We start from the raw sequence: 26,399 nt of genomic DNA on the forward strand, positions 1-26,399 counted from the left end.
CAAAAAATCTCCGCGGCTCAGTCGTCGCCGAGGGCGGCCGTCCGCTCTTCTGCCGCCGAGTCGGCGGCGGCGAACTCACCGGCGCCGAGGCGGTCGAGCGCGTCCGCGCCCGCGACCGCGATGACGACGAAGCCGACCTTCGAGACGATGTCGAGGTAGACGAACACGAGCATCTCCGTCGCGGGCGTCAGCAGGCCGAAACCGGTGGGCGCGAGCAGCCACACGACCGGGTACAGCGTCCACAGCACCACGGTGATGTTCCGCAGCGTGCCGAAGACGGCGCGGACCCGGTCGCCCTCCGCCGATGCCGACCGCGGGAGCGCGACGAGCAGCCCGTAGACGAGCGCGAGGTACGCGGCTCCGCCGACGGCGAAGGCGGCCCACGACACCGCTCCGCCGGTGGCGGCGGCGGTGACCCCGCCGGCGATGACCACCACGTCGACGCCGATCAGCCCGGTGAGCACCCGTCGGGACGGGCGGGCGAGCAGCCCGAGGTAGAGGAGTATGAGCGGCGTGGTCACGAGCCAGTCGACGTACCGGACGACCTCCAGCTCGCCGGCCGCCGTCGACAGCGTGCCGACGCCGAGCGCCATCGCGAGGTACGCGAGCGCCGCGACGCCGGTGACGCCGGCGAGGGTCCCGTAGTAGACGCCGTGCGACTCGTCGGTCGCCGACGATCCGGAGAGCCACGCCCACAGCGGGGGAACCGTTCCGGCGCCCATCGCGAGCGCGCCGATCCACGCCCAGACGGTGGTGTCGACGAGCATCTCAGTTCACCCCCTCCCCGGCGGGCGCGTCGTCGCCCCCGCCGCGCGAGAAGTCAAACTCGCTCCCGTCGCCGTCGCCTCCCCCGTCGGGGACGGCGGTGGCGCCGTCGGCCGCCGCGCCGCGGCCCGTCCCGTCGCCCGCGGCGCCGAGACCGTCGCCGGCCGCGAACTCGAAGTCGTCGACCGCGTCGCGCAGCGCGAGCGCCCGGTCGGAGAGCGACCCGGCCGCGGTCTCGACCGCCCCGAGAGTCCGCTCCTGCTCGTCGACCGCACCGGTGACGTCGCCGGCCGCGCTGGCCGTCTGCGCGCTGATCGCGGAGACGTCCTCGACGTGGCCGACCACCGCGTCGACGGAGTCGGCCTGCGTCTCCGTCGTCCGGGTGATCTCGGTCATGCTCGCGTCGGTGCGCTCGGAGGCCTCCGCGAGGCGTTCGAGGGCGTCGATCGAGGTCTCGACCGTGTCGACGCCGGCCGAGATCCGCTGTTCCGTGCGCGCCATCGCGTCGGCGCCCGTCTCCGCGCGCTCCTGGACGGAGCGGATCCGGGCCTCGATCTCGCTCGCCGACTCCTGGGTCTCCTCGGCCAGCGCCTTCACCTCCTCGGCGACGACCGCGAAGCCGGCGCCGTCGGCCCCGGAGCGGGCCGCCTCGATGGAGGCGTTCAGCGCGAGCAGGTTCGTCTGCTCGGCGATCTCCGAGATGGTGTCGACCACCTCGCCGATCTCCTCGACCTCCGCGGCGAGCGCCTCGACCTCCGCGGTCGTCTCCGCGGTCGTCTCCTCGACCGCGTCCATCTCCGCGAGCGCCTCCTCGGCGGCCTCGCGACCCTCGTCGCCGACCTCCGCCGCGTGTTCCGCGGTCTCCGCCACGTCGGTGACGGTGGAGGCGACCTCCTCGGCCGAGGACGCGAGGTTCTCGGCCTCGTCGGTCGCCGCCCGCAGGTCGTCGCGCTGGGTGCGCGCGCCCTCGGCGATCTCCTCAACCGCCTCGCTCACGGTCCCTGTCGTCGCCCGCAGGTCCTCCGTGCGGTCGTCGACGGTCCCGGCCACGTCGGCGGTGTCCTCGGCGACGGTCGCGACGGACGCGACCGTCCCCTCCAGCTCGTCGGCCATCTCGTTGAACGCGGCGCCCACCCGCGCCATCGCCTCGTTGTCGCTCTCGGGGTCGACCCGGCGCGTCAGGTCGCCGTCGGCGAGCGCGCGCATGGCGGACTCGTACTCGGTCGCCTTGTGTTCGACCGTCTCGGCGCGCGTGTCGGCCTCCCGTCGCGCTCGTTCCGCCTCCTCGCGGGCCGCTTCGGCGTCGGAGATCTCCGAGCGCAGCGAACCGCGCATCTCGTCGAACGCGTGGAACAGCCGCCCGATCTCGTCGGTTCGCCCGGTGTCGAGCCGCACGTCGAGCTCTCCCTCGGCCATCCGCTCGGCCTTGTCAGTCAGTTGCCGCAGGGAGATGACCGTGTTCGAGCCGACGGTGACGCCGATGAGCGCGAGCCCGATCACCGTCAACAGCGTCATCCCGATCAGTCCGGAGCGCACTTCGGCGCCCGCGGTGCCGGTCCCCTCCGCGCGTAGATAGACGATGACTCCGTACGAAACTGAGACCGCCATGACCCCGATCAGCGACAGAGCGAGCTTCGCACCGTAGCTCGATCGGACGCCCGAGGCCGATCCCTCTTGCATGTATACCGAACGGCAGAGATCCTATCGTCATAATAACTCCTCCCCGAATATTACCAGTGATACTCTGCTCGCGGTCGAGTCGGGCGGTACCGGCGGCTCGGCGAGCAGAAAGCGAGCACGTACGCGAGGCCGCCGGGCCTGACACCCCGATCCGCCGGGACCGGTACGTTGAGGGCGTCGCCGCCCGCACGGACGCGCATGGTGACCGCCTTCGACAGACTCGGATACGGGACGTACAAGCTGGCCGCCGGCGAGGAGTGCGCGGCCGGCGTCGCCCACGCGATCGAGACCGGCTACCGCCACGTCGACACCGCCCAGGGGTACGACAACGAGGCCTCGGTCGGCGACGGGATCGACCGGAGCGACCGCGACCGCGAGGACCTGTTCGTCGCGACGAAGCTCTCGACGGACAACCTCTCGTACGACGACGCGGTCGAGACCGCCCGCGCCAGCCGCGACCGGCTTGGTGTCGACTCGATCGACCTGCTGTACGTCCACTGGCCGATCAACACCTACGAGCCCGCGGAGACGCTGCCCGCGCTCGACGACCTCGTCGACGACGGGGTGATAGATCGGATCGGGCTCTCGAACTTCGAGCCCGACGAACTCGACGAGGCGCTCGACCGCCTCGACCACGACGTGTTCGCCCACCAGGTGGAGTGTCACCCCCTGCTTCAACAGGAGCGGCTCCGCGAGTACGCCGTCGAACACGACCACTGGCTCGTCGCCTACTCGCCGATCGCGCGCAACCGCGTCGCCGAGGTCGACGCCCTCCGAGAGATAGCCGCGGCCCACGACGCGACCCCGGCCCAGGTGAGCCTCGCGTGGCTGCTCTCGAAGGAGCGCGTCGCGCCGATCCCGAAGGCGGCCGACTTCGGCCACGTCGAGGACAACTGGGCGGCCCGCGAGATCGACCTGACGGACGAGGAACTCGCCCGGATCGACGCGCTCGACCGCCGCGAGCGGATCGTCGACTTCGAGGAGGCGTCGTGGAACCGAGACCGATCTCCGTAACGCTCAATACCGGTATTGTGGCCTCATAGTCGGTTTAACGAGGATCCGGATCGAACCCCCGCCCGTGCCGGACCCGAACTCGCGGACCGACGCCGGCCCGCCCGCCGGCGGCTCCCCGAGCGCCGACTCGGACCCGGACGGCGAGTCCGGTCTCCGCGACCGTCCCGCCCTCCTCGCGGCGACGCCCGGGACGGACGCGGTGCTCGATCAGCTCCGGACGCTCGCGGTCCTCGCTGGCCTTCTCGCCCTCCTCGTGACGCTGATCGCCGTCGAGCTGCTCGTTCGCATCTGAGCCCGCCGGCCGACCGAAACTGAACGCGAGACCCGCCCGATCCGGCACCCGACCCGTCCTCTCCGTCGGTTTCACTTCCGCTTTCGGGCGCGTTTTTAAAAGGCGCGGGCGAGACGGGTCCGGTATGGGCCAGTCCACGTTCGATGACGACGACTTGTTCGGCGAGGCGGCCGCGGAGACCCGCGCGGAGGTCGAAGATCACCTCGCCGCGGCGCGCGAGGAACTCCCGGACCCGGACGCGGTGTGGGAGACGGACGCGGACAACGTCCTCGGCGCGCTCAACGGACTGAAATCCGCGCTCGACGCCGGCGACGCCGTCGACAGCGTCCGCTCGGCGAAGAAGGCGTACGTCCTCGGCGAGCGCGCCGACGCCTTCGAGGACGCCGCCGACCTGAAAGCGGAGATCGAGGAGCTCGAATCGCTCGTCGGCGACATCGAGAGCGCCGCCGACGAGGTCGCCTCCCTCACCGGCACCGTCCCCGCGATCCGCGGGGCGCTTCAGGACGCGGCGGACGAGGAGTAACCCTCCGCTCCGGCCGCGCCCTACGTCGACTTCCGGTCAGCGACCGCTTCCGCCAGCGCCGCGAGCGCCGCGCTCGCGCGGTCGAGCAGGACCGCGCCCCGCTCGGCGTCGCCCTCCCGCGGGTCGCCGACGACGCCGTTGTCGGTGAACTCGGCAGAGTCGTGCGCGAGGTTCACCCCAGACACCCACTCGCCCCACCGGTCGGCGGCGCCCGCGCTCGCATCGTCGACCCGCTCCTCGCGGACCAAGTCCGGATTCGTCGCGCGCAGCAGCGCCGTCTCCAGCGGGCCAGCGTGACCCATGTCGCTCGCGTGGTCGCCGACCGACTCGAACCACGTGAACGCCACCCCGTACCCCGCGTGGGCGTCGTCGCGCGAGAAGCGGCGGGCGACCTCCGCCAGCGCCTCGACGTTCCCCCCGTGCCCGTTGACGAACACGACGCGGTCGACCCCGTGCGAGACCAGCGACTCCGCGGACTCCCGGACGTACGCCCGGAACGTCTCCGGGGAAACCCACATCGTCCCGTCGAAGGCGCGGTGCTCCTCCGCGACGCCGACCGGGATCGGCGGCGCGACCGCGACCTCCCCGCGGTCCGCTCCCGGCTCGCCGCCCGACCCCTCGTCGTCCGTTCCCGTCTCCTCGTAGGCGTCCGCGCTCGCCTCTGCGACCGCGACGGCGTTCAGCGCGTCGGTGCCGAGCGGGGCGTGCGGCCCGTGCTGTTCCGTGCTGCCGACCGGGAGGAACGCGACGTCGACGTCGGCGTCGCGAACGTCGGTCCACGTGACCTCGCTGAGGCGCATACCGACGCCTCGGTGGCCGGCGTCGTATAGCCGGCGGTCATCGCCGATGCCGAGTGGTCACCGTCGGCGTCTGGTGGTCGCCGCGGCGCAGGGGCGGTCGACCGCTCGCGAGACATGGGCGCTCGCCCCGCGGCCGCTCCCGGGGTATTATGACGCTTCCCGCGGATCGCGGCTCCATGAGCGGTGACAACGCGGATCACGATACGGGGGCACACGACTCGGCTCCGGCCGTGACGTTCGGCCCGCTGAAGCGGGCGCTCCGCGAACACCGCTATCCGGTGACCGCGGCGGAGCTGATAGAGCAGTACGGCGCCGCGACGTTGGAGACGCCGGCGAGGACGGCGCGGCTCGACGGGCTGCTCGAAGGGCGCGAGGAGACGCAGTTTCGGGATCCGTCGGAGGTCCGCGAGGCCGTTCTCGATGCGCTCGGGCACGCCGACGCGTCCCCGGAGGCGGCCGCCGACGAGTGGACGCGGCTTCCGCGGTGACTCTTCGGTCGAGCCCCGCCCCGTTCCGCTCGGCGCGCGGCCCCGATCAGTCGTCGTCGGTATCGGCCTCTTCGACTATCCGCGCCGTGCGCTCCTGCGCGCGGTCGATGAACTCCTGCGGGAGCTCGTCGATCTCGCCCGCCTGAACGCCCCAGAGGTGCGCGTACAGCCCGTCGTTGTCGAGCAGCTCGTCGTGCGTCCCCCGCTCGGCGATCTGCCCGCCCTCCAACACGAGGATCGTGTCTGCGTCCTTGATCGTCGAGAGCCGGTGGGCGATCGCGAACGTCGTCCGCTCCTCGGTGAGCCGGTCGAGCGAGCGCTGGATCAGCATCTCCGTCTCCGTGTCGACGTCCGAGGTCGCCTCGTCGAGGATGAGGATGTCCGGGTCCTTGAGCACCGCCCGCGCGATGGTGACGCGCTGGCGCTGCCCGCCGGAGAGCTTCACGCCGCGCTCGCCGACCATGGTGTCGTAGCCGTCGGGGAGGTTCTGGATGAACTCGTGCGCCTCGGCGGCCTCGGCGGCCTCGCGGACCTCCTCGTCGGTGGCGTCGAAGGTACCGTAGGTGATGTTCTCGCGGACCGTCCCGTAGAACAGGTACGAGGACTGCCCGACGTAGCCGATCGAGCGACGGAGCGACTTGAGCGTCACGTCGCGGACGTCCTGTCCGTCGATCTCGATCGACCCCTCGTCGACGTCGTACATCCGGAGGAGCAGCTTGAGCACGGTCGACTTCCCCGCGCCGGTCGGGCCGACCAGCGCGAGCGTCTCGCCGCCCTCGACGGCGAAGTCGACGTCCTCGACGATCGTCTCGTCGTCGTAGCCGAAGGAGACGTCGTCGTACACCACGTCGCCGTCGCCGACCGTCAGGTCCTCCGCGCCCGGGTCCTCGGCGAGCCGCGACGGCTCGTCCATCAGCCCGAAGATCCGCGCGGAGGAGGCGCGGGCGCGCTGGTACATGTTGATGATCTGCCCGAACTGCGCCATCGGCCAAATGAACCGCTGGGTGTAGAGGATGAAGACGACGAACATCCCCACCGAGAGCTCGCCGGTGAACGGTCCCGGCGGCGTCTCCTGGAACACCCAGAGGCCGCCGATGATGAACGTCACCACGAAGCCGACTCCGGCGAGCACGCGGAGCCCCGGGAAGAACTTGATCCGGGTCGTGATCGCGTCCCAGTTGGCGTCGAAGTAGTCCATCGACACGTCGTCGACGCGGTCGGACTCGTACGGCTCCGTGTTCGACGACTTGATCACCTGGATGCCGCCGAGGTTGTTCTCCAGCCGGGAGTTCATCTTCCCGACCGACGAGCGGACCTCGGCGTACTTCGGCTGGATGATCCTGATGAACAGGTAGGTGAACCCGCCGATGATCGGCACCGGCAGCAGCGCGACTAAGGCGAGCTGCCAGTTGATCCAGAAGAGGAGGACGCCGATGCCGACGACCATCACCGACAGGCGGAACAGGGAGTTCATTCCGTCGTTGAGGAACCGTTCGAGCCGGTTCACGTCGTTCGAGAGGATCGACATCATCTCCCCGGTCTGCTTGTCGGAGAAGAACTCCATGTTGAGCCGCTGCATCTTGTCGTAGGTGTCCGTCCGGACGTCGTGCTGGATGTTCTGGGCGAAGGCGTTGAACCCCCAGTTCCGGATCCAGTGGAACCCGGCCCCGATCCCGAACGCGCCCCCGATGACGGCGATGGTGAACCAGAACTGCGCGGTCTGTCCCGTCGGCAGCCACGCGTCGGGGAGGACGACGAGCGGGATCTGCTCGCTGAACAGGGCGTCCTCGTAGAACACGGCGTCGATGGCGATCCCGAGCATCAGCGGCGGGAGCAGGTCGAGCAGCCGCGCGAAGACGCTCGCGAACACCCCAACGGTCACCTGCGGGACGTAGTCGCGGCCGTACTCGACGAACAGCCGCTTCATCGGATTCTCTATCTTGTCCCGCTGCTCCTCGAAGGGATCGTCGTCCTCCCATTCGACGCCACTCATCACGAGTTCGTATCAGGTAGGCGGGCAAATAGGTTTCCTTCGAACCGAAATACGTCGGCAGAAAACGCCGGTAACACCCGTTCGATCGGGTGATCTCTCCCGGAACCACCGCGGTCACCGGCGTCGGCGCAGCGGTCGACCCGACGGTCAGTCCGGCGCGCGCGGCGACCTCGGTCACGCCGACCGCGCGCCGGGCTCAGAGCTCGCGCCGCTCGACGGCGGTGTCGATCCCGGCCTCGTCGAGGTCGTCGCGCACACGTCGCCGGAGCGGGTCCGGCACCCCGTCCCGCGGGACCGGCGTCGCCGTTCCCTCCTCGTCTTCGTCGGTCGGGACGGACCAGTAGAGGACGTGGCCCGTCTCGGCGTAAAACTCCACCGCGTACCGGTCCCGGCCCCCCTCGTAGTGGACGCGGGCGGCCGCGCCCTCCGCGCGCCACCCCTCCTGTCTGACCAAGGCGGCGATCGGCTCTCGCATGGTCGCTCTCGGGTGGCCGGACTCATGTGGGTGTCGACCGATCGGCCGCCCGCCCGATCCGGCGCCCTCCTCCCCCGCATCGACACCGGTTTACAACCGCCGACCCGATGAGTCGCCATGTCTCTTCGCGTCACGTTCCTCGGGACGGGCGGCGCCGTTCCCACCGTCGAGCGCGCGGCCAGCGCCGTCTTCGTCAACCGCGAGGGCGACCGCTTCCTCTTCGACTGCGGCGAGGGCACGCAGCGCGAGATGATGCGCAGCGGCACCGGGTTCGCCGTCGACCGCGTGTTCGTCTCGCACCTCCACGGCGACCACGTCCTCGGCATCCCCGGCCTCGTCCAGACGCTCGGATTCAACGACCGCACCGACCCGCTGGCGATCCACTGCCCGCCGGGGACCGGCGGGCACCTCCACGACCTGGTCCACGCGGCCGGCCACGACCCCGCCTTCCCGATCCGGATCGAGCCGGTCGCTCCCGGCGAGGTCGCCCACGAGACCGACGAGTACGAGATCCGCGCGTTCGAGACGGAACACCGCACCGTCTCGCAGGGGTACGTCCTAGCGGAGGACGATCGCCCCGGCCGGTTCGACCGCCCGAAGGCGGAGGAGCTCGGCGTCCCCGTCGGGCCGAAGTTCGGCCGCCTCCACGGGGGCGAGCCGGTCGAGGCCGAGGACAGCACGGTCGTCGAGCCGGAGCAGGTCGTCGGCCCGCCGCGTCCGGGCCGGAAGCTTGTCTACACCGCGGACACGCGCCCGCGCGAGTCGACGGTCGAAGCGGCCGCGGACGCCGACCTGCTCATCCACGACGCCACCTTCGCCGACGACATGGCCGACCGCGCCCGCGACACGGCCCACTCGACCGGCGGCGAGGCGGGGTCGATCGCCGACCGCGCGGACGCGAAGCGGCTCGCCTTGGTCCACATCTCCTCGCGCTACGCCGCCGACCCGCGCCCGATCCACCGCGACGCCCGCGAGGCGTTCGACGGCGAGTGCCTGCTCCCCGACGACGGCGACCTGATCGAGGTGCCGTTCCCCGACGCCGACGAGTGAGGGTCCCGAACACCCGTTCCTCCGTTCGGCTCGTCCCCCTCCGTGCTACCGCAAACCGTGGGACGGTTCCACTCGAAACGGCGCCCGCGCACGGCTGACGCGCGTCTGACGCGGCCGCCGCCGCACCGGTGTCTTCCGAGCATCTGATCCGCGGTCAGTCCGGCGCCGATCCGGAGAAATCCGGAGAGAAGCGCGCTCTCGACGGAAACGTTCACTTTCACCGCGGTCACGGGCGTTTTAATACGGTGAGTAACCAACGGCCGTACGCCTCCCAGTGAAACAAGACCGGAGGCGGAGACACCCCATGAGCGAACTGCGACAGGAAGCGGAAGCGATAGCGGAACAGTTCTCGGACCACACGGACGTCGACCCCGACGACGTCGAGGAGCGCCTGACGACGCTGGTCGACGAGTACCGCGTGCCGCTCGACGAGGCGAGCCGGAGCGTCACTAACAGCTACCTCGAAGACGCCGGGATGGAGCGCGACGAGCTCGGCCGCGGCGGCAGCGAGGAGGTCCTCGTCAACGACATCGACGAGGACGAGCAGTGGGTGGACCTGCGCGTCGAGCTGGTCGACCTGTGGGAGCCCCGCAGCGACTCCATCTCGCAGGTCGGGCTCCTCGGCGACGAGTCGGGCACGATCAAGTTTGTCGCCTTCGAGACCTCCGACCTCCCCGAGCTGACGGAGGGACAGGCGTACGAGCTCTCGAACGTCGTCACCGACGAGTACGAGGGGAGCTACTCGGTGAAGCTCAACCGGACGACCGGTATCACCGAGATCGACGAAGCGATCGAGGTCGGCGACAACGCCGACACCGTCGAGGGCGCGCTGGTCGACATCCAGTCCGGCTCCGGGCTGATCAAGCGCTGCCCCGAGGAGGACTGTACGCGCGTCCTCCAGAACGGGCGCTGCTCCGAGCACGGTCAGGTCGAGGGCGAGTTCGACCTGCGGATCAAGGGCGTCCTCGACGACGGCGAGACCGTCACCGAGGTCATCTTCGACCGCGAGGCCACCGAGGATCTCACCGGCATGACCCTCGAGGAGGCCAAGGACATGGCGATGGACGCGCTCGACACTACCGTCGTCGCCGAGGAGATGGGCGAGGACGTGCTCGGGCGCTACTACCGCGTCACCGGCCCGACCTTCGGGCGGTACGTCCTGGTCGACGAGATGGAGGACCCCGGCACCGTCGACGTTGAAAGCGCGCTGATCGAAGCGAGGTCGATTTGAAATGAGCCAGTCAGCCCCCACCCGAGAGGTCGCCCGGCGCGTGTTCGCGAGCGAGTTCAACGACGCCGGCTACACGTTCACCGAGTCCGACGACGAGCGGGCCCCCGTCTACGCGCTGCTGCCGACGGGCGAGTCCTCGAACCGCGTGTTCTTCGTCGGCACCCTCACCGAGAAGGAGGACGTCGGCGAGGACAGCGAGTACTGGCGTGGTCGCATCGTCGACCCGACGGGCACGTTCTTCGTGTACGCCGGCCAGTACCAGCCCGAGGCCGCTTCCAAACTCCGGGACCTGGAGCCCCCGGCCTACGTCGCAGTCGTGGGGAAACCCCGGACCTACGAGACCGACGACGGCACGGTCCGAGTGTCCGTCCGCCCCGAGTCGATCACCGAGGTCGACGCCGCCACCCGCGACCGCTGGGTCGCGGAGACCGCCCGCCGTACCGTCGAGCGCGTCGCCGCGTTCGACGACGAGGGCAACGAGTACGCGCGAATGGCCCGCGAGGAGTACGACCTCGACCCCGAGACGTACAAGGCCGCCGCGCTGTCGGCGTTAGAGGACCTCGACGAGAGCGGCGACGAGCTCGCCGGCGACGCCGGCGACGAGCCGGACCCGGCCGAGACGCCCGAGCCCTGACCGGCGACGGCCGACCGCCTCGACGAACCGATCGGGCGCGTCACCCCGTAACGACTCACTTTTCGCCGTTTCTTGCGACTGTCTGACAAACCATTAAGTGATCCGCGCGCCCACGTTTCGGGCGATGGGCAACAAGAACAAGACCATCTCGTTCCGCGTCAACGAGGACGCGTTCGAGGCCCTTCGCGACATCGCCGAGGAGCGGGACATCTCGCTGTCGGCGGTGTTCCGAGACTACGTGGACGCGCTCGTTGCCCACGACGGCCAGGTCCGGGTCGTCCCGGAGTCGGAACTGGCCGACGCGGGCGACGACGGCGAGCCGTTTCCCCCGAAAGTCGAGGTTCCGAAGAGCTTCGTCCGCGAGCACGAGCGGCTGGAACTCGAGGCCGAACACCTCCGGGAGCAGCTCGAAGAGCACAAGCGGTACGTCAATCACCTCCGGGAGCAGCTCGAGGACGAGGACGACGACGTAATCCAGCTCGAAGACCTCGACGGCGAGCCGGACGAACCCGCTTTCCGCCTCGGGTAGCCGCCGATTCCTTCCATTTCCACCGCTCCGTCGATCCGGGAGAGACCCGTCCACCGTTGAGCTACGGCGCCGTCCGCTCCGACCGTCCGCGACGTTCGGACCGTACTTCGATGACGGTCGGACGCGCGGACGAAAACCTTCCTGTTCGTCCGTTACTAACCGCTGAACCGCCCATGTTGGCGAAAATATTGCCGTGATGCTCCGAGTTTGTTCAGAAACGTCCGATTCTCGACCCGTCTGATGGACGGTCTCTCAGAGCGACGCCGCTATTTCTGAGTATACTAAATTATTTACGAAAACGATATTACCCGGGCGGTGAAGGGATCCTACATGCGAAGGTGGGTTCGACCGTGAACGTGTTCGATAGGGCGTACGACGATACGGTTCGCGTCCTCGACGAGGACGGCGAGGTCGTCGGCGACGTGCCGGACCTCGACGACGAATCGCTCGTCGACATGTACAGGCACATGCGGCTGGCGCGTCACTTCGACGGCCGCGCGGTGAGCCTCCAGCGACAGGGGCGGATGGGGACGTACCCCCCGCTCTCCGGCCAGGAGGGGGCCCAGATCGGCTCGGCGTTCGCGCTCGACGACGACGACTGGATGGTCCCGTCGTACCGCGAACACGGCGCCGCCCTCGTCCACGGGCTCCCGCTGAAACAGACCCTGCTCTACTGGATGGGTCACGAGGACGGCAACAACGCGCCGACGGACGTCAACGTCTTCCCGGTCGCCGTCCCCATCGCGTCGCAGATCCCCCACGCGACGGGCGCCGCGTGGGCCTCGAAGCTCCGCGGCGAGGACGACGCGTTCGTCTGCTACTTCGGCGACGGCGCGACGAGCGAGGGCGACTTCCACGAGGGAATCAACTTCGCCGGCGTGTTCGACACGCCGACCGTCTTCTTCTGTAACAACAACCAGTGGGCGATCTCCGTTCCGCGAGAGCGCCAGACCCGGAGCGCGACCCTGGCGCAGAAGGCGGAGGCGTACGGGATCGACGGCGTTCAGGTCGACGGCATGGACCCGCTGGCGGTGTACAGCGTCACGGAAGCGGCCTTAGAGAAGGCCCGCGACCCCGAGACCGACCGGCCGCGGCCGACGCTGATCGAGGCGGTCCAGTACCGGTTCGGCGCGCACACGACCGCCGACGACCCGACCGTCTACCGCGACGACGACGAGGTCGAGCGCTGGAAGCGGAAGGACCCCATCGACCGGCTGGAGTCGTACCTCCGGGACGAAGGGGTCCTCGACGACGAGCGCGTCGCGGAGATCGAGTCGACGGTCGAGGCCCGGGTCGCGGACGCGATAGACGAGGCTGAATCGATGGCGCGCCCCGACCCGCGCGAGCTGTTCGAACACGCGTACGCGGAGCTTCCGCCCGAGCTGGAGCGGCAGTACGAGGAGTTCGCCGCCCTGCGCGACGAGCGCGGCGACGCGGCGTTCCTGGAGGAGTAAATGACCGAGACACAGAACCTCACGCTGGTACAGGCGATACGAGACGGACTACACACCGAACTGCGCGAGGACGACGACGTCGTCGTGATGGGGCAAGACGTCGGGAAGAACGGCGGCGTCTTCCGCGCGACCGAGGGCCTGTTCGACGAGTTCGGCGGCGACCGGGTGATCGACACGCCGCTGGCCGAGTCGGGCATCGTCGGCACCGCGGTCGGGATGGCCGCCATGGGGATGCGACCGGTCCCGGAGATCCAGTTCTCCGGGTTCATGTACCCCGGCTTCGACCAGATCGTCTCGCACATGGCGCGGTTCCGGACCCGCAGCCGCGGGCGGTTCACGCTCCCCATGACGCTACGTGCCCCCTACGGCGGCGGGATCCGCGCGCCCGAACACCACTCCGAGTCGAAGGAGGCGTTCTACGCCCACGAGGCCGGGCTGAAGGTCGTCATCCCCTCCACGCCGTACGAGGCGAAGGGGCTGCTCGCGGCGTCGATCCGCGACCCCGACCCGGTGATATTCCTCGAACCGAAGCTGATCTACCGGGCGTTCCGCGAGGAGGTCCCCGAGGAGCCGTACACGGTCCCCATCGGCGAGGCGGCCACGCGCCGCGAGGGCGACGACGTGGCCGTCTTCACCTACGGCGCGATGACTCGCCCCACGCTGGAGGCCGCCGAGACGCTCGGGGAGGAGGGGATCGAGTGCGAGGTCGTCGACCTCCGCACGATTTCCCCGCTCGACCGCGAGGCGGTCGTCGAGGCGTTCGAGAAGACCGGTCGCGCGGTCGTCGTTCACGAGGCCCCCAAGACCGGCGGGCTCGCGGGCGAGATCACGGCGATCCTTCAGGAGGAGGCGCTGCTGTACCAGGAGGCGCCGATCGGCCGCGTCACCGGCTTCGACGTGCCGTACCCGCTGTACGCGCTGGAGGACTACTACCTCCCGTCCGCCGCCCGCATCGAGGACGGAATCTTGGAGGCGGTCGAATTTTAAGATGTCCGGCAGAGGTACACCCATGAACGCCGAGGACCGGCGCACGACGGCAGAGGGGAGACGCCCGACCGCCGAGGGGGGCGACGAATGACGGTCGAGGAGTTCAAACTGCCCGACGTCGGCGAGGGCGTCGCGGAGGGCGAACTCGTCAGCTGGCTGGTCGCGCCCGGCGACCGCGTCGAGGAGGACCAGCCCGTCGCCGAGGTCGAGACCGACAAGGCGCTCGTCGAGGTGCCGTCGAGCTACGACGGCGTCGTCGAGGAGCTGTTCGCCGAGGAGGGGGAGATGGTCCCCGTCGGCGACGTGATCATCTCGTTCCGCGTCGACGAGGACGGCGAGGCGGCCGCCGGCGACGACGCGGAGGCCGAACCGGAGCCGGAGCCCGACTCGCCCGACGAGTCGGCGTCGGAGCCGACCACCGAGGCGGCCGACGCCGAGCCCGACACGCCCGCCGGACGCACCTTCGCGCCGCCGTCGGCCCGCCGGCTCGCCCGCGAGCTCGGCGTCGACGTCGCGGCCGTCGACGGGAGCGGCCCCGGCGGCCGCGTCACCGAGGCCGACGTGCGCGCCCACGCCGAGGGCGACGCCGGGGCCGCCGACGCGGGCGCCCCGGACGACGGCCCCGAACCCCGTCCCGCGCCGACGCCGACCGATACCGGCTCCGACGGGCGGAAGTCCGCGGTCAGCAAGCGTGGCGCCGCCGACGCCCCGGCGACGCCCGCCGGCGGGCCCGACCCCGCGGGCCGGGAGACGACGCTCGCGACGCCCGCCACGCGGAAGGCCGCGCGCGACCGCGACGTGGACATCAACGACGTGCCGACCGACCAGACCCGGGACGGCGAGGCGTTCGTCACGGCCGAGGCCGTGAACGCGTACGCTGACGCGCTGGAGTCGCCCGCGTCGACGCCCGAGCCGGAACCGGTCGAGACGGGCCCGGGCACGGAGCCCGCCGTGACCGCCGGCGACGCGTCCGAGACGAGCGCTCCCGCGTCGGGCGACGAGACCGTCCCGTACCGCGGCGTCAGGCGCACCATCGGCAAGCAGATGGAGCGCTCGAAGTTCACGGCGCCGCACGTCACCCACCACGACACCGCCGAGGTCGACGCGCTCGTGGAGGCCCGCGAGGAGCTGAAGCCGAAGGCCGAGGCCGAGGGGGTGAAGCTCACCTACATGCCGTTCGTGATGAAGGCCATCGTCGCCGGGCTGAAGGAGTACCCGTACCTCAACAGCGAGCTCCGGGAGGACGACGAGGAGATCGTGTTGAAAAGCGAGTACAACCTCGGCATCGCGGTCGCGACCGACGCGGGTCTCATGGTTCCCGTCGTCGAGAACGTCGACGAGAAGGGGCTCTTCGAGCTGGCCGACGCGGTGAACGACCTCGCCTCGCGCGCCCGAGAGCGGAAGCTCAAGCCCGCGGAGATGCAGGGCGGGACCTTCTCTATCACCAACTTCGGCGCGATCGGCGGCGAGTACGCCACGCCGATCATCAACTACCCCGAGACGGCGATCCTCGGGCTCGGGGCCATCGAGGAGCGCCCTGTCGTCCGCGACCACGCGGACGTCGAGTCCGAGTTCCTCGACGACTCGGACGACTCGACGGTCGTCCCGGCGCCGACGCTCCCGTTGTCCTTATCGATCGACCACCGCGTCGTCGACGGCGCGGTCGCGGCCGAGTTCGCGAACACCGTCATGGAACACTTGGAAAACCCCCTGCTGTTACTCAACGAATAATGGTCGTCGGAGATGTCACCACGGGAACGGAGGTACTGGTCATCGGCGCGGGGCCGGGCGGCTACGTCGCCGCCATCCGCGCCGCACAGGAGGGGCTCGACACGACCCTCGTCGAGAAGGACGCCTACGGCGGCGCCTGTCTCAACCGCGGCTGTATCCCCTCGAAGGCGCTGATCACGGGGAGCGGGCTCGCCCACGAGGCCGGCAACGCGGAGTTCATGGGCGTCCACGCGGACCCCGCCGTCGACATGGGGAAGATGATCGAGTGGAAAGATGGCGTCGTCGACCGGCTCACCGGCGGCGTCGAGAAGCTCTGTAAGGCGAACGGCGTGAACCTGATCGAAGGGACCGCCTCGTTCGTCGGCGAGGACACCGTCCGCGTCGCGCACGGCGGCGACGGGCAGGGCTCTGAGACGCTCTCGTTCGAACACGCGGTCGTCGCGACCGGCTCGCGTCCGATCCAGATCCCCGGCTTCGAGTTCGCCGAGGACCACGTTTGGAGCTCCGCCGACGCGCTCGACGCCGACACCGTCCCGGACCGGCTCGGGATCGTCGGCGGCGGCTACATCGGGATGGAGTTGGCGACGACGTACGCCAAGCTCGGGGCCGACGTGACGGTCGTCGAGATGCTCGACGACATCCTCGACCCCTACGAGGACGACGTGAAGCGGATCGTCCGGGAGCGCGCCGCGGAGCTCGGCGTCGAGTTCAACTTCGGCGAGGGCGCGAGCGAGTGGTCGGAGGCGCCCGACGGCGGGTACCTCCTCCACACCGAGACGGAGGACAGCGAGGAGTCGACGTACGGCGTCGACAAGATCCTCGTCGCGGTCGGCCGTCAGCCAGTCACCGACGGCCTCGACGTAGCGAACGCCGGTATCGAGACGGACGACCGCGGCTTCATCGAGACGGACGATCGCACGCGCACGGCGGTCGAGCACATCCACGCCGTCGGCGACGTCGCGGGCGACCCGATGCTCGCGCACGCGGCCTCGAACGAGGGGATCGTCGCCGCCGAGGTGATCGCCGGTGAACCTGCCGCGCTCGACCGACAGGCCGTCCCCGCCGCGGTGTTCACCGACCCCGAGATCGGGACGGTCGGGATGACCGAGGCCGAGGCCGAGGACGCCGGCTTCGATCCCGTCGTCGGCGAGATGCCGTTCAACGCCTCCGGCCGGGCGATGACGACCGGCCACACCGAGGGGTTCGCCCGGATCGTCGCCGGCGAGGAGACCGGATTCGTCCTCGGCGGGCAGATCGTCGGACCCGAGGCGTCGGAGCTGATCGCGGAGGTCGCGCTCGCGGTCGAGATGGGCGCGACCCTCGAAGACGTGGCCGCCACCGTCCACACCCACCCGACGCTCGCGGAGGCGGTGATGGAGGCCGCGGAGAACGCTCGCGGGCAGGCGATCCACACGCTGAACCGCTGAGCGGCCCGTCTTCGAGACCCCGGGTCGGCGCCGTCGGCGACTCGACGCTCCCGCGCGGAGTCAGAAGTGGCCGCGAGGCGAACGGACGCGCCCGCCTCCCTCGGGTGGAACTCTCACACATGATTATCGAACTGTCGACTTCTCGATCCGTAGCGGGGTCGCCACTCACTTCTCGGCGGAGCACGCCATGCGGAGCGCCGCTGCGGTCCACGACGCCGACTTCGCAGATCGGAAAACAGAACTTCAGTTTCTCGATAGAAACTCTCCGTTATATCGATTATTGTCTCCTCGTATTAGACAATATTATCCGTAAAGAAGGGCGACTATTTTTTGATGGCTAGTAACACCCAAGAGTGGTGGCCGGACCAGTTGGACCTGGAGTTGCTCGATCAGAACTCCGCCGACATCGGTCCCTACGGCGAGGAGTTCGACTACGCCGAGGCGTTCGAGGAGCTCGACCTCGAGGCGGTCAAGTCCGACCTCGAAGACGTGATGACCGACTCGAAGGAGTGGTGGCCAGCCGACTACGGCCACTACGGGCCGCTGTTCATCCGGATGGCGTGGCACAGCGCCGGCACGTACCGCTCGCTCGACGGCCGCGGCGGCGCCGCCGGCGGCCACCAGCGCCTCCCCCCGATCAGCAGCTGGCCGGACAACGTGAACCTCGACAAGGCCCGGCGGCTGCTGGAGCCAGTGAAGACGGAGTACGGCGAGAAGCTCTCGTGGGCGGACCTCATCGTCCTCGCCGGCAACGTCGCGCTCGAGTCGATGGGCTTCGAGACGTTCGGCTTCGCGGGCGGGCGCGAGGACGACTTCCGGGGCGACGACGCGGTCGACTGGGGCCCCGAGAGCGAGTTCGAGACGACCTCCGAGGAGCGCTTCGACGAGGAGGGCGACCTCAAGGCGCCGCTCGGCAACACCGTGATGGGCCTCATTTACGTGAACCCCGAGGGGCCGAACGGCGAGCCCGACCTCGAAGGGTCCGCGAAGAACATCCGCCAGTCGTTCAGCCGCATGGCGATGAACGACAAGGAGACCGTCGCCCTCATCGCCGGCGGCCACACCTTCGGCAAGGTCCACGGCGCCGACGACGGCGACAACCTCGGTCCGGAGCCCGAGGACGCCCCCATCGACCTCCAGGGACTCGGCTGGGACAACGAGTTCGGCGAGGGGATGGGCCCCGACGCGATCACCAGCGGCATCGAGGGGCCGTGGAACGCCACCCCGACCGTCTGGGACATGAGCTACGTCAACAACCTGCTCACCTACGACTGGGAGCCGGAGAAGGGTCCCGGCGGCGCGTGGCAGTGGACAACGGAGAACGACGAGCTCGACGACGCCGCGCCCGGCGTCGCGGACCCCGACGACAAGGAGGACGTGATGATGCTCACGACGGACGTCGCCCTGAAGCACGACGACGACTTCCGGGCCGTCTTAGAGGAGTTCCGCGACGACCCCGAAGAGTTCCAGGAGACGTTCGCGAAGGCGTGGTACAAGCTCATCCACCGCGACATGGGCCCGCCGGAGCGGTTCCTCGGCCCCGAGGTCCCGGAAGAGACGATGATCTGGCAGGACCCCCTGCCCGAGGCCGACTACGAGGCCATCGGCGACGCGGAGGTCGCCGAGCTCACGGACGCGCTCCTCGAGTCCGGCCTGTCGACCGGCGAACTCGTCAAGACCGCGTGGGCGGCGGCGTCCACCTACCGCGACAGCGACAAGCGCGGCGGCGCCAACGGCGCCCGCATCCGCCTCGAACCGCAGCGAAGTTGGGAGGCCAACGAGCCCGAGGCGCTCGCTGACGTCCTCTCGACGCTCGAGGAGATCCAGACCGAGTTCAACGAGTCGCGCGACGACGACGTCCGCGTCTCGCTCGCCGACCTCATCGTGCTCGGTGGGACGGCGGCCGTCGAGCGGGCCGCGGCCGACGCGGGCTACGACGTCGAGGTGCCGTTCGAGCCCGGCCGCGTCGACGCGACGGCGGAGCAGACCGACGTCGACTCCTTCGAGGCGCTCGAGCCGGAGGCCGACGGCTTCCGTAACTACCTCGGCGACGCCGACGAGCCGGTCGAGGACCTCATGGTCGACAAGGCGGACCTGTTGAACCTGACCGCCAGCGAGATGACCGTTCTGGCCGGCGGTCTGCGCGCGCTCGGCGCGACGTACGGCGATTCCGACCGCGGGGTCTTCACCGACGAGCCCGGCGCGCTCACCAACGACTTCTTCGCGAATCTGCTCGACATGGAGTACGAGTGGGACGCGGTCACCGAAGACGAGGACGTCTACGAGATCCGCGACCGCGACACCGGTGAGGTCGCGTGGGAGGCGACGCGCGCCGACCTCATCTTCGGCTCGAACGCGCGACTCCGGACCATCGCGGACGTGTACGCCAGCGACGAGGAGAAGTTCGTCGAGGACTTCGCCGCGACGTGGAGCGAGATCATGAAGCTCGACCGCTTCGATCTCGAGTAACCCGATCGCCGCGCTCCCGGTTTTCTCTCTGACTCTGCCCCCGCCGAACGCGGGCCGGTGGTGCGTCGCTCCGCCGTCGCCCGCCGTTCGAGCCTCTCGCTGTCGGCCGCCGAGTCGTGACTCTCGCTTCGGACCCGGTGACCGGCGCCGATCAAATTCTATATCGCGACATATAATTTATCTTGTCGGCCACGTTCGAATCTCTCCCCGAACCGCGAGTTCGAGGGGGCCCCCGTTTCGGCGTCTCGGGGGCGATCGACCGGCTTTTTTCCCGCCGAGCCCTCGCTGGCGACATGGCCGACGAGTTCGACCCGGAGAAGTTCGAGGACAAGTACGCGCACTACTTCAACGAGCTCCAGCGGGCGTACAAGAACGCGTTCAACCAGATGAACGACCGGTACGACTCGGAGCTGATCCACGGCATCGACCAGACCGTGCTCAACGAGTCGGAGCCGTTCTACGAGGACGGTGAGTTCCGCGTCGAGCTCCCGGAGAACCCGCGCGAGCGCATCCGCGGCGCCGTCGCGGTCGACGACGAGACGTTTGAGGAGACGCTCGAGGAGTACGTCGAGCGGATCGAGTCCGAACTGTACCGGACCCTTGGGGTCGACCGACCGGAGTAGGGGTCCGACGCGACCCGCGACGGGAGCGGATCCGGCCGAACCAAAGGCATAAGCCCGGTGCCCGCCAACTCGCGGGCATGAGCACGGACACGGCTGACGCGGACAACGAACTCCGCGAGCGGATCACGAACTTCCTGCGGCGCAACTTCCCGCAGATCCAGATGCACGGCGGCAGCGCCGCCATCGCCCACCTCGACCGCGAGAAGGGCGAGGTGACGGTCCAGCTCGGCGGGGCCTGTTCCGGCTGCGGTATCTCCCCGATGACGATCCAGGCGATCAAGTCCCGGATGGTCAAAGAGATCCCCGAGATCGAGACGGTCCACGCCGACACCGGCGCGTCGGCCGGCGCCGACGGCGACCTCGGCGGCACCAGCAGCGGCGGCGGGATGTCTCCCTCCTTCCCCGGGGAGACGACCGACGACGACGGTGACGACGAAGGCCCCCAGGCGCCGTTCTGAACCCGGCCGACCACGCCTTTCCTCTCTTTCCGCTCGGCGAGTCGCAACGCCGTCAGCTACTGGACCGCCCGTCTCTGTAGATCCACCGTTTCTACGGTGTAGACGCGTTCTCTCGGCCTTATTGTCGTCTCTCTGACTCTCGCTGTCGTCGCTAGATGTATCACATAACGCTATATTGAATTGAGTCCGCCGTCCTTCTCGGTCCGACTGAAGCCTTTTTCTCCCCGGCCGCCGTGGGGAGTTGCTATGTACCACCGCGAGGTCGAACCAACGGCGGAGTACGTCGCGCGGTTCGAAACGGGGGCCGACTGGCGCGAGGAGATCGAGTCGCTCGCCCGCGAGGAAGACGTCGAGGCCGGCTGGTTCACGGCGCTCGGTGCGGTCCAGGACGCGAACGTCTGGTTCTACGACCAAGACGATACCGAGTATCGATCGGTGACGTTCGACGAACCGCTCGAGGTGGCCGCCTGCGTGGGCAACGTCTCGCTGTTGGAGGGTGACGTGTTCGCACACACCCACGCCGTCCTCTCGCGGCCGAGCGGACAGGCGCTCGCGGGGCACCTCGACTCGGCGACGGTCTGGGCCGGCGAGTGTCACCTGCGCGCGTTCGCCGAGCCGCTGGAGCGCTCGCACGACGAGGCGACGGACCTCGACCTGTGGCTGTGACCCGTCGACCGCGCCACCGGACCCCAGAGGCCCGATGAGACCGGACGACGAGCGCTACTTCGCCCGGATCGAAGAGCGACTCGACGAGGCGTGGGATGTCGCGGAGACGGCCAAAGAGCAGGGCCGGGACCCGGAGCCGGAGATCGAGATCCCGATCGCCCGCGACATGGCCGACCGCGTCGAGAACATCCTCGGCATCGACGGCGTCGCCGAGCGCGTCCGCGAGCTGGAGGGCGAGATGTCTCGTGAGGAGGCGGCTCTGGAGCTGGTCACTGACTTCGTCGACGGCAACGTCGGTGACTACAACTCCCGCGAGGGGAAGATCGAGGGGGCGGTCCGGACCGCGGTCGCGCTGCTCACCGAGGGGGTCGTCGCCGCGCCGATCGAGGGGATCGACCGCGTCGAGCTGTTGGAGAACGACGACGGCACGGAATTCGTCAACGTCTACTACGCCGGTCCGATCCGCTCGGCGGGCGGGACGGCGCAGGCGCTGTCCGTGCTCGTCGCCGACTACGCCCGGTCGCTGCTCGACGTCGACGAGTACAAGCCCCGCGACGTGGAGGTCGAGCGCTACGCCGAGGAGATCGCCCTCTACGACAAGGACACCGGGCTCCAGTACACGCCGAAGGACAAGGAGTCGAAGTTCATCGCCAAGCACATCCCCGTCATGCTCGACGGGGAGGCGACGAGCGACGAGGAGGTCTCGGGGTTCCGCGACCTCGAACGCGTCGACACCAACTCCGCGCGCGGCGGGATGTGCCTCGTCGCCGCCGAGGGGATCGCGCTGAAGGCCCCGAAGATCCAGCGGTACACCCGTGACCTCGAGGAGGTCGACTGGCCGTGGCTCCAGGACCTGATCGACGGGACGATCGGGAAAGACGGGGCGGGCGACGGGGGCGCCGCGGCCGACGAGGACACCGAGAGCGGCACGGGAGACGGTGACGGCGACGCCGAAGCCGACGACGCGGCGGACACCGAGGGAGACGAGAGCGCGGCCGACGACGCGGCCGGACCGCCGCGGGCCGACCCCTCACAGAAGTTCCTCCGCGACCTCATCGCGGGGCGGCCCGTGTTCACCCACCCGAGCGAGGCTGGCGGCTTCCGACTCCGGTACGGCCGGGCGCGCAACCACGGCTTCGCGACCGGCGGCGTCCACCCCGCCACGATGCACATCGTCGACGACTTCCTCGCGGCCGGCACGCAGATCAAGACCGAGCGGCCGGGGAAGGCGCACGGCGTCGTCCCGGTCGACTCCATCGAGGGCCCCACGGTCCGGCTCGCGAACGGCGAGGTCCGCCGGATCGACGACCCCGAGGAGGCGAAGGAGCTCCGCAACGGCGTCGAGAAGGTCCTCGACCTGGGCGAGTACCTCGTCAACTACGGGGAGTTCGTCGAGAACAACCACCCGCTCGCGCCCGCCTCGTACGCCCCCGAGTGGTGGGTCCAGGAGTTCGAGGCGGCCGGCGCCGACGTCCGCGCGCTCCGCGACGACCCGCACGTCGACCTCGAACACCCCGGTGTCGACCGGGCGCTCTCGTGGGCGCGCGAGCACGACTGCCCGCTCCACCCCGAGTACACCTACCTCTGGCACGACGTGTCGGTCGACGCGTTCGCGGCGCTCGCCGACGCGATCGCGGCTGGCGAGGTCGTCGAGGGCGTCCTCGCGATCGAGCGCACGGATCAGGTCCAAGACACGCTGGAGTCGCTGCTGATCGAACACGCGGCGACCCCGGACGCCCTCCGGATCCCGACGTGGCGGCCGCTCGCGCGGTCGCTCGGGATCGACGACGGCCTCCGGAAGGAGTGGGACCCCGCGGACCTTTCCCCCGCGGCCCGGGAGTACGCCGACGGCGAGAACGCGATCCGCGCGGTCAACGAGGTCGCCCCCTTCGAAGTGCGCGAGCGGGCCCCCACCCGCATCGGTAACCGGATGGGACGCCCCGAGAAGTCGGAGAGCCGCGACCTCTCGCCGGCGGTCCACACCCTCTTCCCGATCAACGAGGCGGGCGGCCCCCAGCGCGACGTCGCCGAGGCCGCGAACGTGATGGACGACACCGGCCGGCGGGGGCGACACGAACTGGAGGTCTCCGACCGCGTCTGCCCGGACTGCGGCGAGCACACCTACGCCGCGCTGTGCCCCGACTGCGAGACGCACACCGAACCGCACTACGAGTGTAACGACTGCGGCACCGTCTGCGAGCCCGACGAGGCCGGCCGCGTCGAGTGCCCGAACTGCGAGTGGGAGGTGACGGCCGCGGGGTATCAGGAGGTCGACGTCAACGACGCGTACCGCACCGCCTTGGAGACGGTCGGCGAGCGCGAGTCCGCCTTCGAGATCCTGAAGGGGGTTCAGGGGCTCACCTCGCGGAACAAGACGCCGGAGCCGATCGAGAAGGGCGTCCTCCGCGCGAAGAACGGCGTCACGTCGTTCAAGGACGGAACGGTCCGGTACGACATGACCGACCTCCCGGTCACCGCGGTCCGGCCCGAGGAGCTCGACGTCACCGCCGACCACTTCCGCGAGCTCGGCTACGAGACCGATATTGACGGCGAGCCGCTGCGCCACGACGACCAGGTGGTCGAACTGCGCGTCCAGGACATCGTCCTCTCGGACGGCGCGGCCGAGCACATGCTCAAGACCGCCGACTTCGTCGACGACCTCCTCGAACAGTTCTACGGGCTCGACCGCTTCTACGAGGTGAACGAGCGCGACGACCTCGTCGGCGAGCTCGTCTTCGGGATGGCGCCCCACACGAGCGCCGCGACTGTTGGGAGAGTGGTGGGTTTCACGTCGGCCGCGGTCGGATACGCTCATCCGTACTTTCACGCCGCGAAACGGCGGAACTGCTTCCACCCGGAGACGAAAATCTGGTACGAGGACGAAGCCGGAAAGTGGCACTACGACCCCATCGAGACACTCGTTGAGGACCGACTTGACGCCGAAACGGCTGAAGAGGACGACTTCGGGACGCTTGTCCAGAAACTCGATGACGATGTGTATGTACCGTCCGTAACTGAGGATGGCGAGAAAACGCTCCAACGGGCTGAAGCACTCTCGAAGCATCCTTCGCCTGACCACCTCGTCCGCGTCGAAACAAAGAGTGGACAGGAGCTGACGGTGACGCCCGACCACTCGATGCGTCGGTGGACCGGCGATGGAATCGAGCGCGTGTCGGCCCGAGAATTAACCACGGAAGATGCGCTCCCTGCGCCGAAACAGATCTCGGTTGACGGGGAAACAGCGACGTTCGACCTGCTCGCGGAATTCCTCGACGCGGACGCCGTTTCGAACGACGACCTGATGATCCGAGGGCTCGGCGAATCTAATCTCAAACAACTCCTCGATGATGCGACAGACGCCGAGAACTACCTGAAGCCTGTTGCGGAACTCCTCGACGTTAGTCAGTCGACGGTGTACAACTGGGTGTCTCGCGACAGCATCTCGGCCGGCGTTCTGATCGAACTGTACGACTGCGACACTGTCGTCGAACGCGTTCCCACCGACGTGACACTTGGAATCCGTCGAGACAGCGCTTCGATTTCGCGTCAGTTCGATGTCGACGAGACGGTCGGCACGATGCTCGGATACTACGCTGCAGAAGGGTTCACCCGGCAGGAGGCTGGGTCATTTTACCAGACGACAATCTGTACGCCGGACGACGTGCCACGCGACGAGATCATTGACGTCTTTGACGACGTATTTGACGTTGAGGCGTTCGAGGAGAACGAATGGAAGATTACTGTTTCCAGTCGCCTCGTCACGACGCTGTTCTCGGATGTTCTTGACGCCGGGAGTCGTGCGGAGACGAAACTAATCCCGGACTGCGTGCTCTCCGCACCGGACTCGATTCTCCGAACGTTCCTCGCGGCGTACTTCTCTGGCGACGGAAGCACGTCTAGCGAACGCGTCGAGGTTCGCGCACATACGGTGAGCAACGACCTACAGTCCGACCTAATCGCAGCCCTCAAGCGGTTCGGTATCGCTACGAAAGTGTATCGCGAGGAGCGTACCCCGAAGACGGGTGCGGTGGCCGAGTTCTACGACGGCGAGCAGTCGTTCGAATCCTGGGTCCTCAAGATCACATCACAGAACGCCGTGCGGTTCGCCGACCGAGTCGGCTTCCATCTCGGCCGCAAGGACGAGACGCTTACTGACGTGCTGGACCGCGTCGATACCCGAACACAGCGACTCTTCGGTGACGGAGGCGACGTTTGGGTTGACGAAGTCGTCTCTGTCGAGATGGTCCAGTCCGACATCGAATTCACATACTGTCTGACTGTTGAGGAGACAAACACGCTCGTCGCGAACGACGTGTACTCCGGTCAGTGTGACGGTGACGAGGACTGCGTGATGCTGCTTATGGACGGACTGCTCAACTTCTCGAAAGAATTTCTGCCCGATCAGCGCGGCGGGCGGATGGACGCGCCGCTGGTGATGTCCTCGCGAATCGACCCCTCCGAGATCGACGACGAGGCGCACAACGTCGACATCGTGCGGGAGTACCCCAAAGAGCTGTACGAGGCGTCCCGAGAGATGGCCGACCCGGAGGCGGTCGAGGAGCTGATCCAGATCGGCGAGGACACGCTCGGCACCGACGACGAGTACCACGGGTTCGACCACACCCACGACACCACCGACATCGCGATGGGACCGGACCTCTCGGCGTACAAGACGCTCGGCGACATGATGGAGAAGATGGACGCCCAGCTGGAGCTGGCCCGGAAGCTCCGCGCGGTCGACGAGACCGACGTGGCGGAGCGGGTGATCGAGTACCACTTCCTGCCGGACATCATCGGGAACCTCCGGGCGTTCTCGCGGCAGGAAACGCGCTGTCTCGACTGCGGCGAAAAGTACCGGCGGATGCCGCTGACGGGCGAGTGCCGCGAGTGCGGCGGCCGCGTGAACCTCACCGTCCACGAGGGGTCGGTGAGCAAGTACGTTGACACCGCCATCGAGGTGGCGGAGCGGTTCGACTGCCGGCCCTACACGAAACAGCGGCTGAAGGTGTTAGACCAGTCGTTAGAGTCGATCTTCGAGGACGACACGAACAAGCAGTCCGGCATCGCGGACTTCATGTGAGGTGGGGGGAGCGGCCGCGGGTCGAGCGGG

22 protein-coding genes are annotated in these 26,399 nt (G+C 68.9%); 17 read left to right on the plus strand and 5 right to left on the minus strand.

Features of this window, described 5'->3' with window-relative positions; translation table 11 throughout:
- Window positions 1–17: 17 nt before the first annotated feature.
- Together EO776_RS00620 and EO776_RS00625 are read right to left on the minus strand one after the other, a co-directional pair.
- Complete coding sequence (locus EO776_RS00620; RefSeq protein ID WP_049932230.1) at window positions 18–767, minus strand: bacteriorhodopsin; 750 nt, start codon at window positions 765–767, stop codon at window positions 18–20.
- A gap of 1 nt (window position 768) precedes the next feature.
- Entirely contained in the window at window positions 769–2,445 is a 1,677-nt protein-coding gene (locus tag EO776_RS00625) for a methyl-accepting chemotaxis protein (RefSeq protein WP_094520568.1), read from the minus strand.
- Window positions 2,446–2,643: 198 nt separating this feature from the next.
- Between EO776_RS00625 and EO776_RS00630 the strand changes: the two genes are divergently transcribed.
- The 3 genes from EO776_RS00630 (at window position 2,644) to EO776_RS00640 (ending at window position 4,274) form a co-directional block, all read left to right on the plus strand.
- Window positions 2,644–3,459, plus strand: a complete 816-nt coding sequence (locus EO776_RS00630; RefSeq protein ID WP_094495605.1) for an aldo/keto reductase — start codon at window positions 2,644–2,646, stop codon at window positions 3,457–3,459.
- Window positions 3,460–3,523: 64 nt separating this feature from the next.
- Window positions 3,524–3,751: a hypothetical protein gene (locus EO776_RS00635; RefSeq protein ID WP_086215298.1), complete on the plus strand. Its 228-nt coding sequence runs from the start codon at window positions 3,524–3,526 to the stop codon at window positions 3,749–3,751.
- A gap of 124 nt (window positions 3,752–3,875) precedes the next feature.
- The gene (locus tag EO776_RS00640) at window positions 3,876–4,274 is read left to right on the plus strand and encodes a DUF5790 family protein (RefSeq protein ID WP_049932236.1); all 399 of its coding nucleotides are present in this window, start codon (window positions 3,876–3,878) and stop codon (window positions 4,272–4,274) included.
- Between the two features lie 20 nt (window positions 4,275–4,294).
- On the opposite strand, the gene EO776_RS00645 is transcribed toward EO776_RS00640, so the two are convergent.
- Window positions 4,295–5,074, minus strand: coding sequence for a creatininase family protein (locus EO776_RS00645; protein ID WP_086215299.1), 780 nt, complete (start codon window positions 5,072–5,074; stop codon window positions 4,295–4,297).
- A gap of 176 nt (window positions 5,075–5,250) precedes the next feature.
- Here EO776_RS00645 and EO776_RS00650 point away from each other — a divergent pair, with 176 nt between their 5' ends.
- Window positions 5,251–5,562: a DUF5789 family protein gene (locus EO776_RS00650; RefSeq protein ID WP_094520566.1), complete on the plus strand. Its 312-nt coding sequence runs from the start codon at window positions 5,251–5,253 to the stop codon at window positions 5,560–5,562.
- Window positions 5,563–5,608: 46 nt separating this feature from the next.
- Here EO776_RS00650 and EO776_RS00655 read toward each other — a convergent pair whose 3' ends face one another.
- Window positions 5,609–7,555 carry an ABC transporter ATP-binding protein gene (locus EO776_RS00655; protein WP_094495602.1) on the minus strand — a complete coding sequence of 649 codons (1,947 nt, stop codon included), beginning with the start codon at window positions 7,553–7,555 and terminating at the stop codon, window positions 5,609–5,611.
- A 196-nt stretch (window positions 7,556–7,751) separates the two neighbouring features.
- Window positions 7,752–8,030 carry a DUF7538 family protein gene (locus EO776_RS00660; RefSeq protein ID WP_049932243.1) on the minus strand — a complete coding sequence of 93 codons (279 nt, stop codon included), beginning with the start codon at window positions 8,028–8,030 and terminating at the stop codon, window positions 7,752–7,754.
- Window positions 8,031–8,147: 117 nt separating this feature from the next.
- Here EO776_RS00660 and rnz point away from each other — a divergent pair, with 117 nt between their 5' ends.
- From rnz to polC, 13 genes are all read left to right on the plus strand, one after another.
- Window positions 8,148–9,080, plus strand: coding sequence for a ribonuclease Z (rnz, locus tag EO776_RS00665; protein ID WP_094520565.1), 933 nt, complete (start codon window positions 8,148–8,150; stop codon window positions 9,078–9,080).
- 304 nt (window positions 9,081–9,384) lie between these two features.
- Window positions 9,385–10,311: a replication factor A gene (locus EO776_RS00670; RefSeq protein WP_049932247.1), complete on the plus strand. Its 927-nt coding sequence runs from the start codon at window positions 9,385–9,387 to the stop codon at window positions 10,309–10,311.
- 1 nt (window position 10,312) lies between these two features.
- Complete coding sequence (locus EO776_RS00675) at window positions 10,313–10,945, plus strand: RPA family protein (protein WP_086219920.1); 633 nt, start codon at window positions 10,313–10,315, stop codon at window positions 10,943–10,945.
- 124 nt (window positions 10,946–11,069) lie between these two features.
- On the plus strand, window positions 11,070–11,474 hold the full coding sequence (locus EO776_RS00680; protein WP_049932250.1) for a CopG family transcriptional regulator: 405 nt from the start codon (window positions 11,070–11,072) through the stop codon (window positions 11,472–11,474).
- 350 nt (window positions 11,475–11,824) lie between these two features.
- Window positions 11,825–12,928, plus strand: coding sequence for a pyruvate dehydrogenase (acetyl-transferring) E1 component subunit alpha (gene pdhA, locus EO776_RS00685; RefSeq protein WP_049932323.1), 1,104 nt, complete (start codon window positions 11,825–11,827; stop codon window positions 12,926–12,928).
- Entirely contained in the window at window positions 12,929–13,915 is a 987-nt protein-coding gene (locus EO776_RS00690) for an alpha-ketoacid dehydrogenase subunit beta (RefSeq protein ID WP_007345778.1), read from the plus strand.
- Window positions 13,916–14,002: 87 nt separating this feature from the next.
- A complete protein-coding gene (locus EO776_RS00695; RefSeq protein ID WP_094520564.1) occupies window positions 14,003–15,646 on the plus strand; it encodes a dihydrolipoamide acetyltransferase family protein in 1,644 nt (547 codons plus the stop codon).
- On the plus strand, window positions 15,646–17,073 hold the full coding sequence (gene lpdA / locus EO776_RS00700; protein WP_100050424.1) for a dihydrolipoyl dehydrogenase: 1,428 nt from the start codon (window positions 15,646–15,648) through the stop codon (window positions 17,071–17,073). Before EO776_RS00695 ends, lpdA begins: the two co-directional genes overlap by 1 nt.
- 333 nt (window positions 17,074–17,406) lie before the next feature.
- Window positions 17,407–19,542, plus strand: a complete 2,136-nt coding sequence (gene katG, locus EO776_RS00705) for a catalase/peroxidase HPI (RefSeq protein WP_094520563.1) — start codon at window positions 17,407–17,409, stop codon at window positions 19,540–19,542.
- A gap of 293 nt (window positions 19,543–19,835) precedes the next feature.
- Window positions 19,836–20,165: a DUF5783 family protein gene (locus EO776_RS00710; RefSeq protein WP_007995328.1), complete on the plus strand. Its 330-nt coding sequence runs from the start codon at window positions 19,836–19,838 to the stop codon at window positions 20,163–20,165.
- Window positions 20,166–20,242: 77 nt separating this feature from the next.
- On the plus strand, window positions 20,243–20,623 hold the full coding sequence (locus tag EO776_RS00715; RefSeq protein ID WP_049932256.1) for an iron-sulfur cluster biogenesis protein NfuA: 381 nt from the start codon (window positions 20,243–20,245) through the stop codon (window positions 20,621–20,623).
- A 246-nt stretch (window positions 20,624–20,869) separates the two neighbouring features.
- Complete coding sequence (locus EO776_RS00720) at window positions 20,870–21,289, plus strand: PPC domain-containing DNA-binding protein (protein ID WP_094520562.1); 420 nt, start codon at window positions 20,870–20,872, stop codon at window positions 21,287–21,289.
- Window positions 21,290–21,323: 34 nt separating this feature from the next.
- Window positions 21,324–26,369, plus strand: a complete 5,046-nt coding sequence (gene polC / locus EO776_RS00725) for a DNA polymerase II large subunit (protein WP_100050425.1) — start codon at window positions 21,324–21,326, stop codon at window positions 26,367–26,369.
- Window positions 26,370–26,399: the final 30 nt, after the last annotated feature.

Source organism: Halorubrum ezzemoulense (assembly GCF_004126515.1).
GTDB lineage: Archaea > Halobacteriota > Halobacteria > Halobacteriales > Haloferacaceae > Halorubrum > Halorubrum ezzemoulense.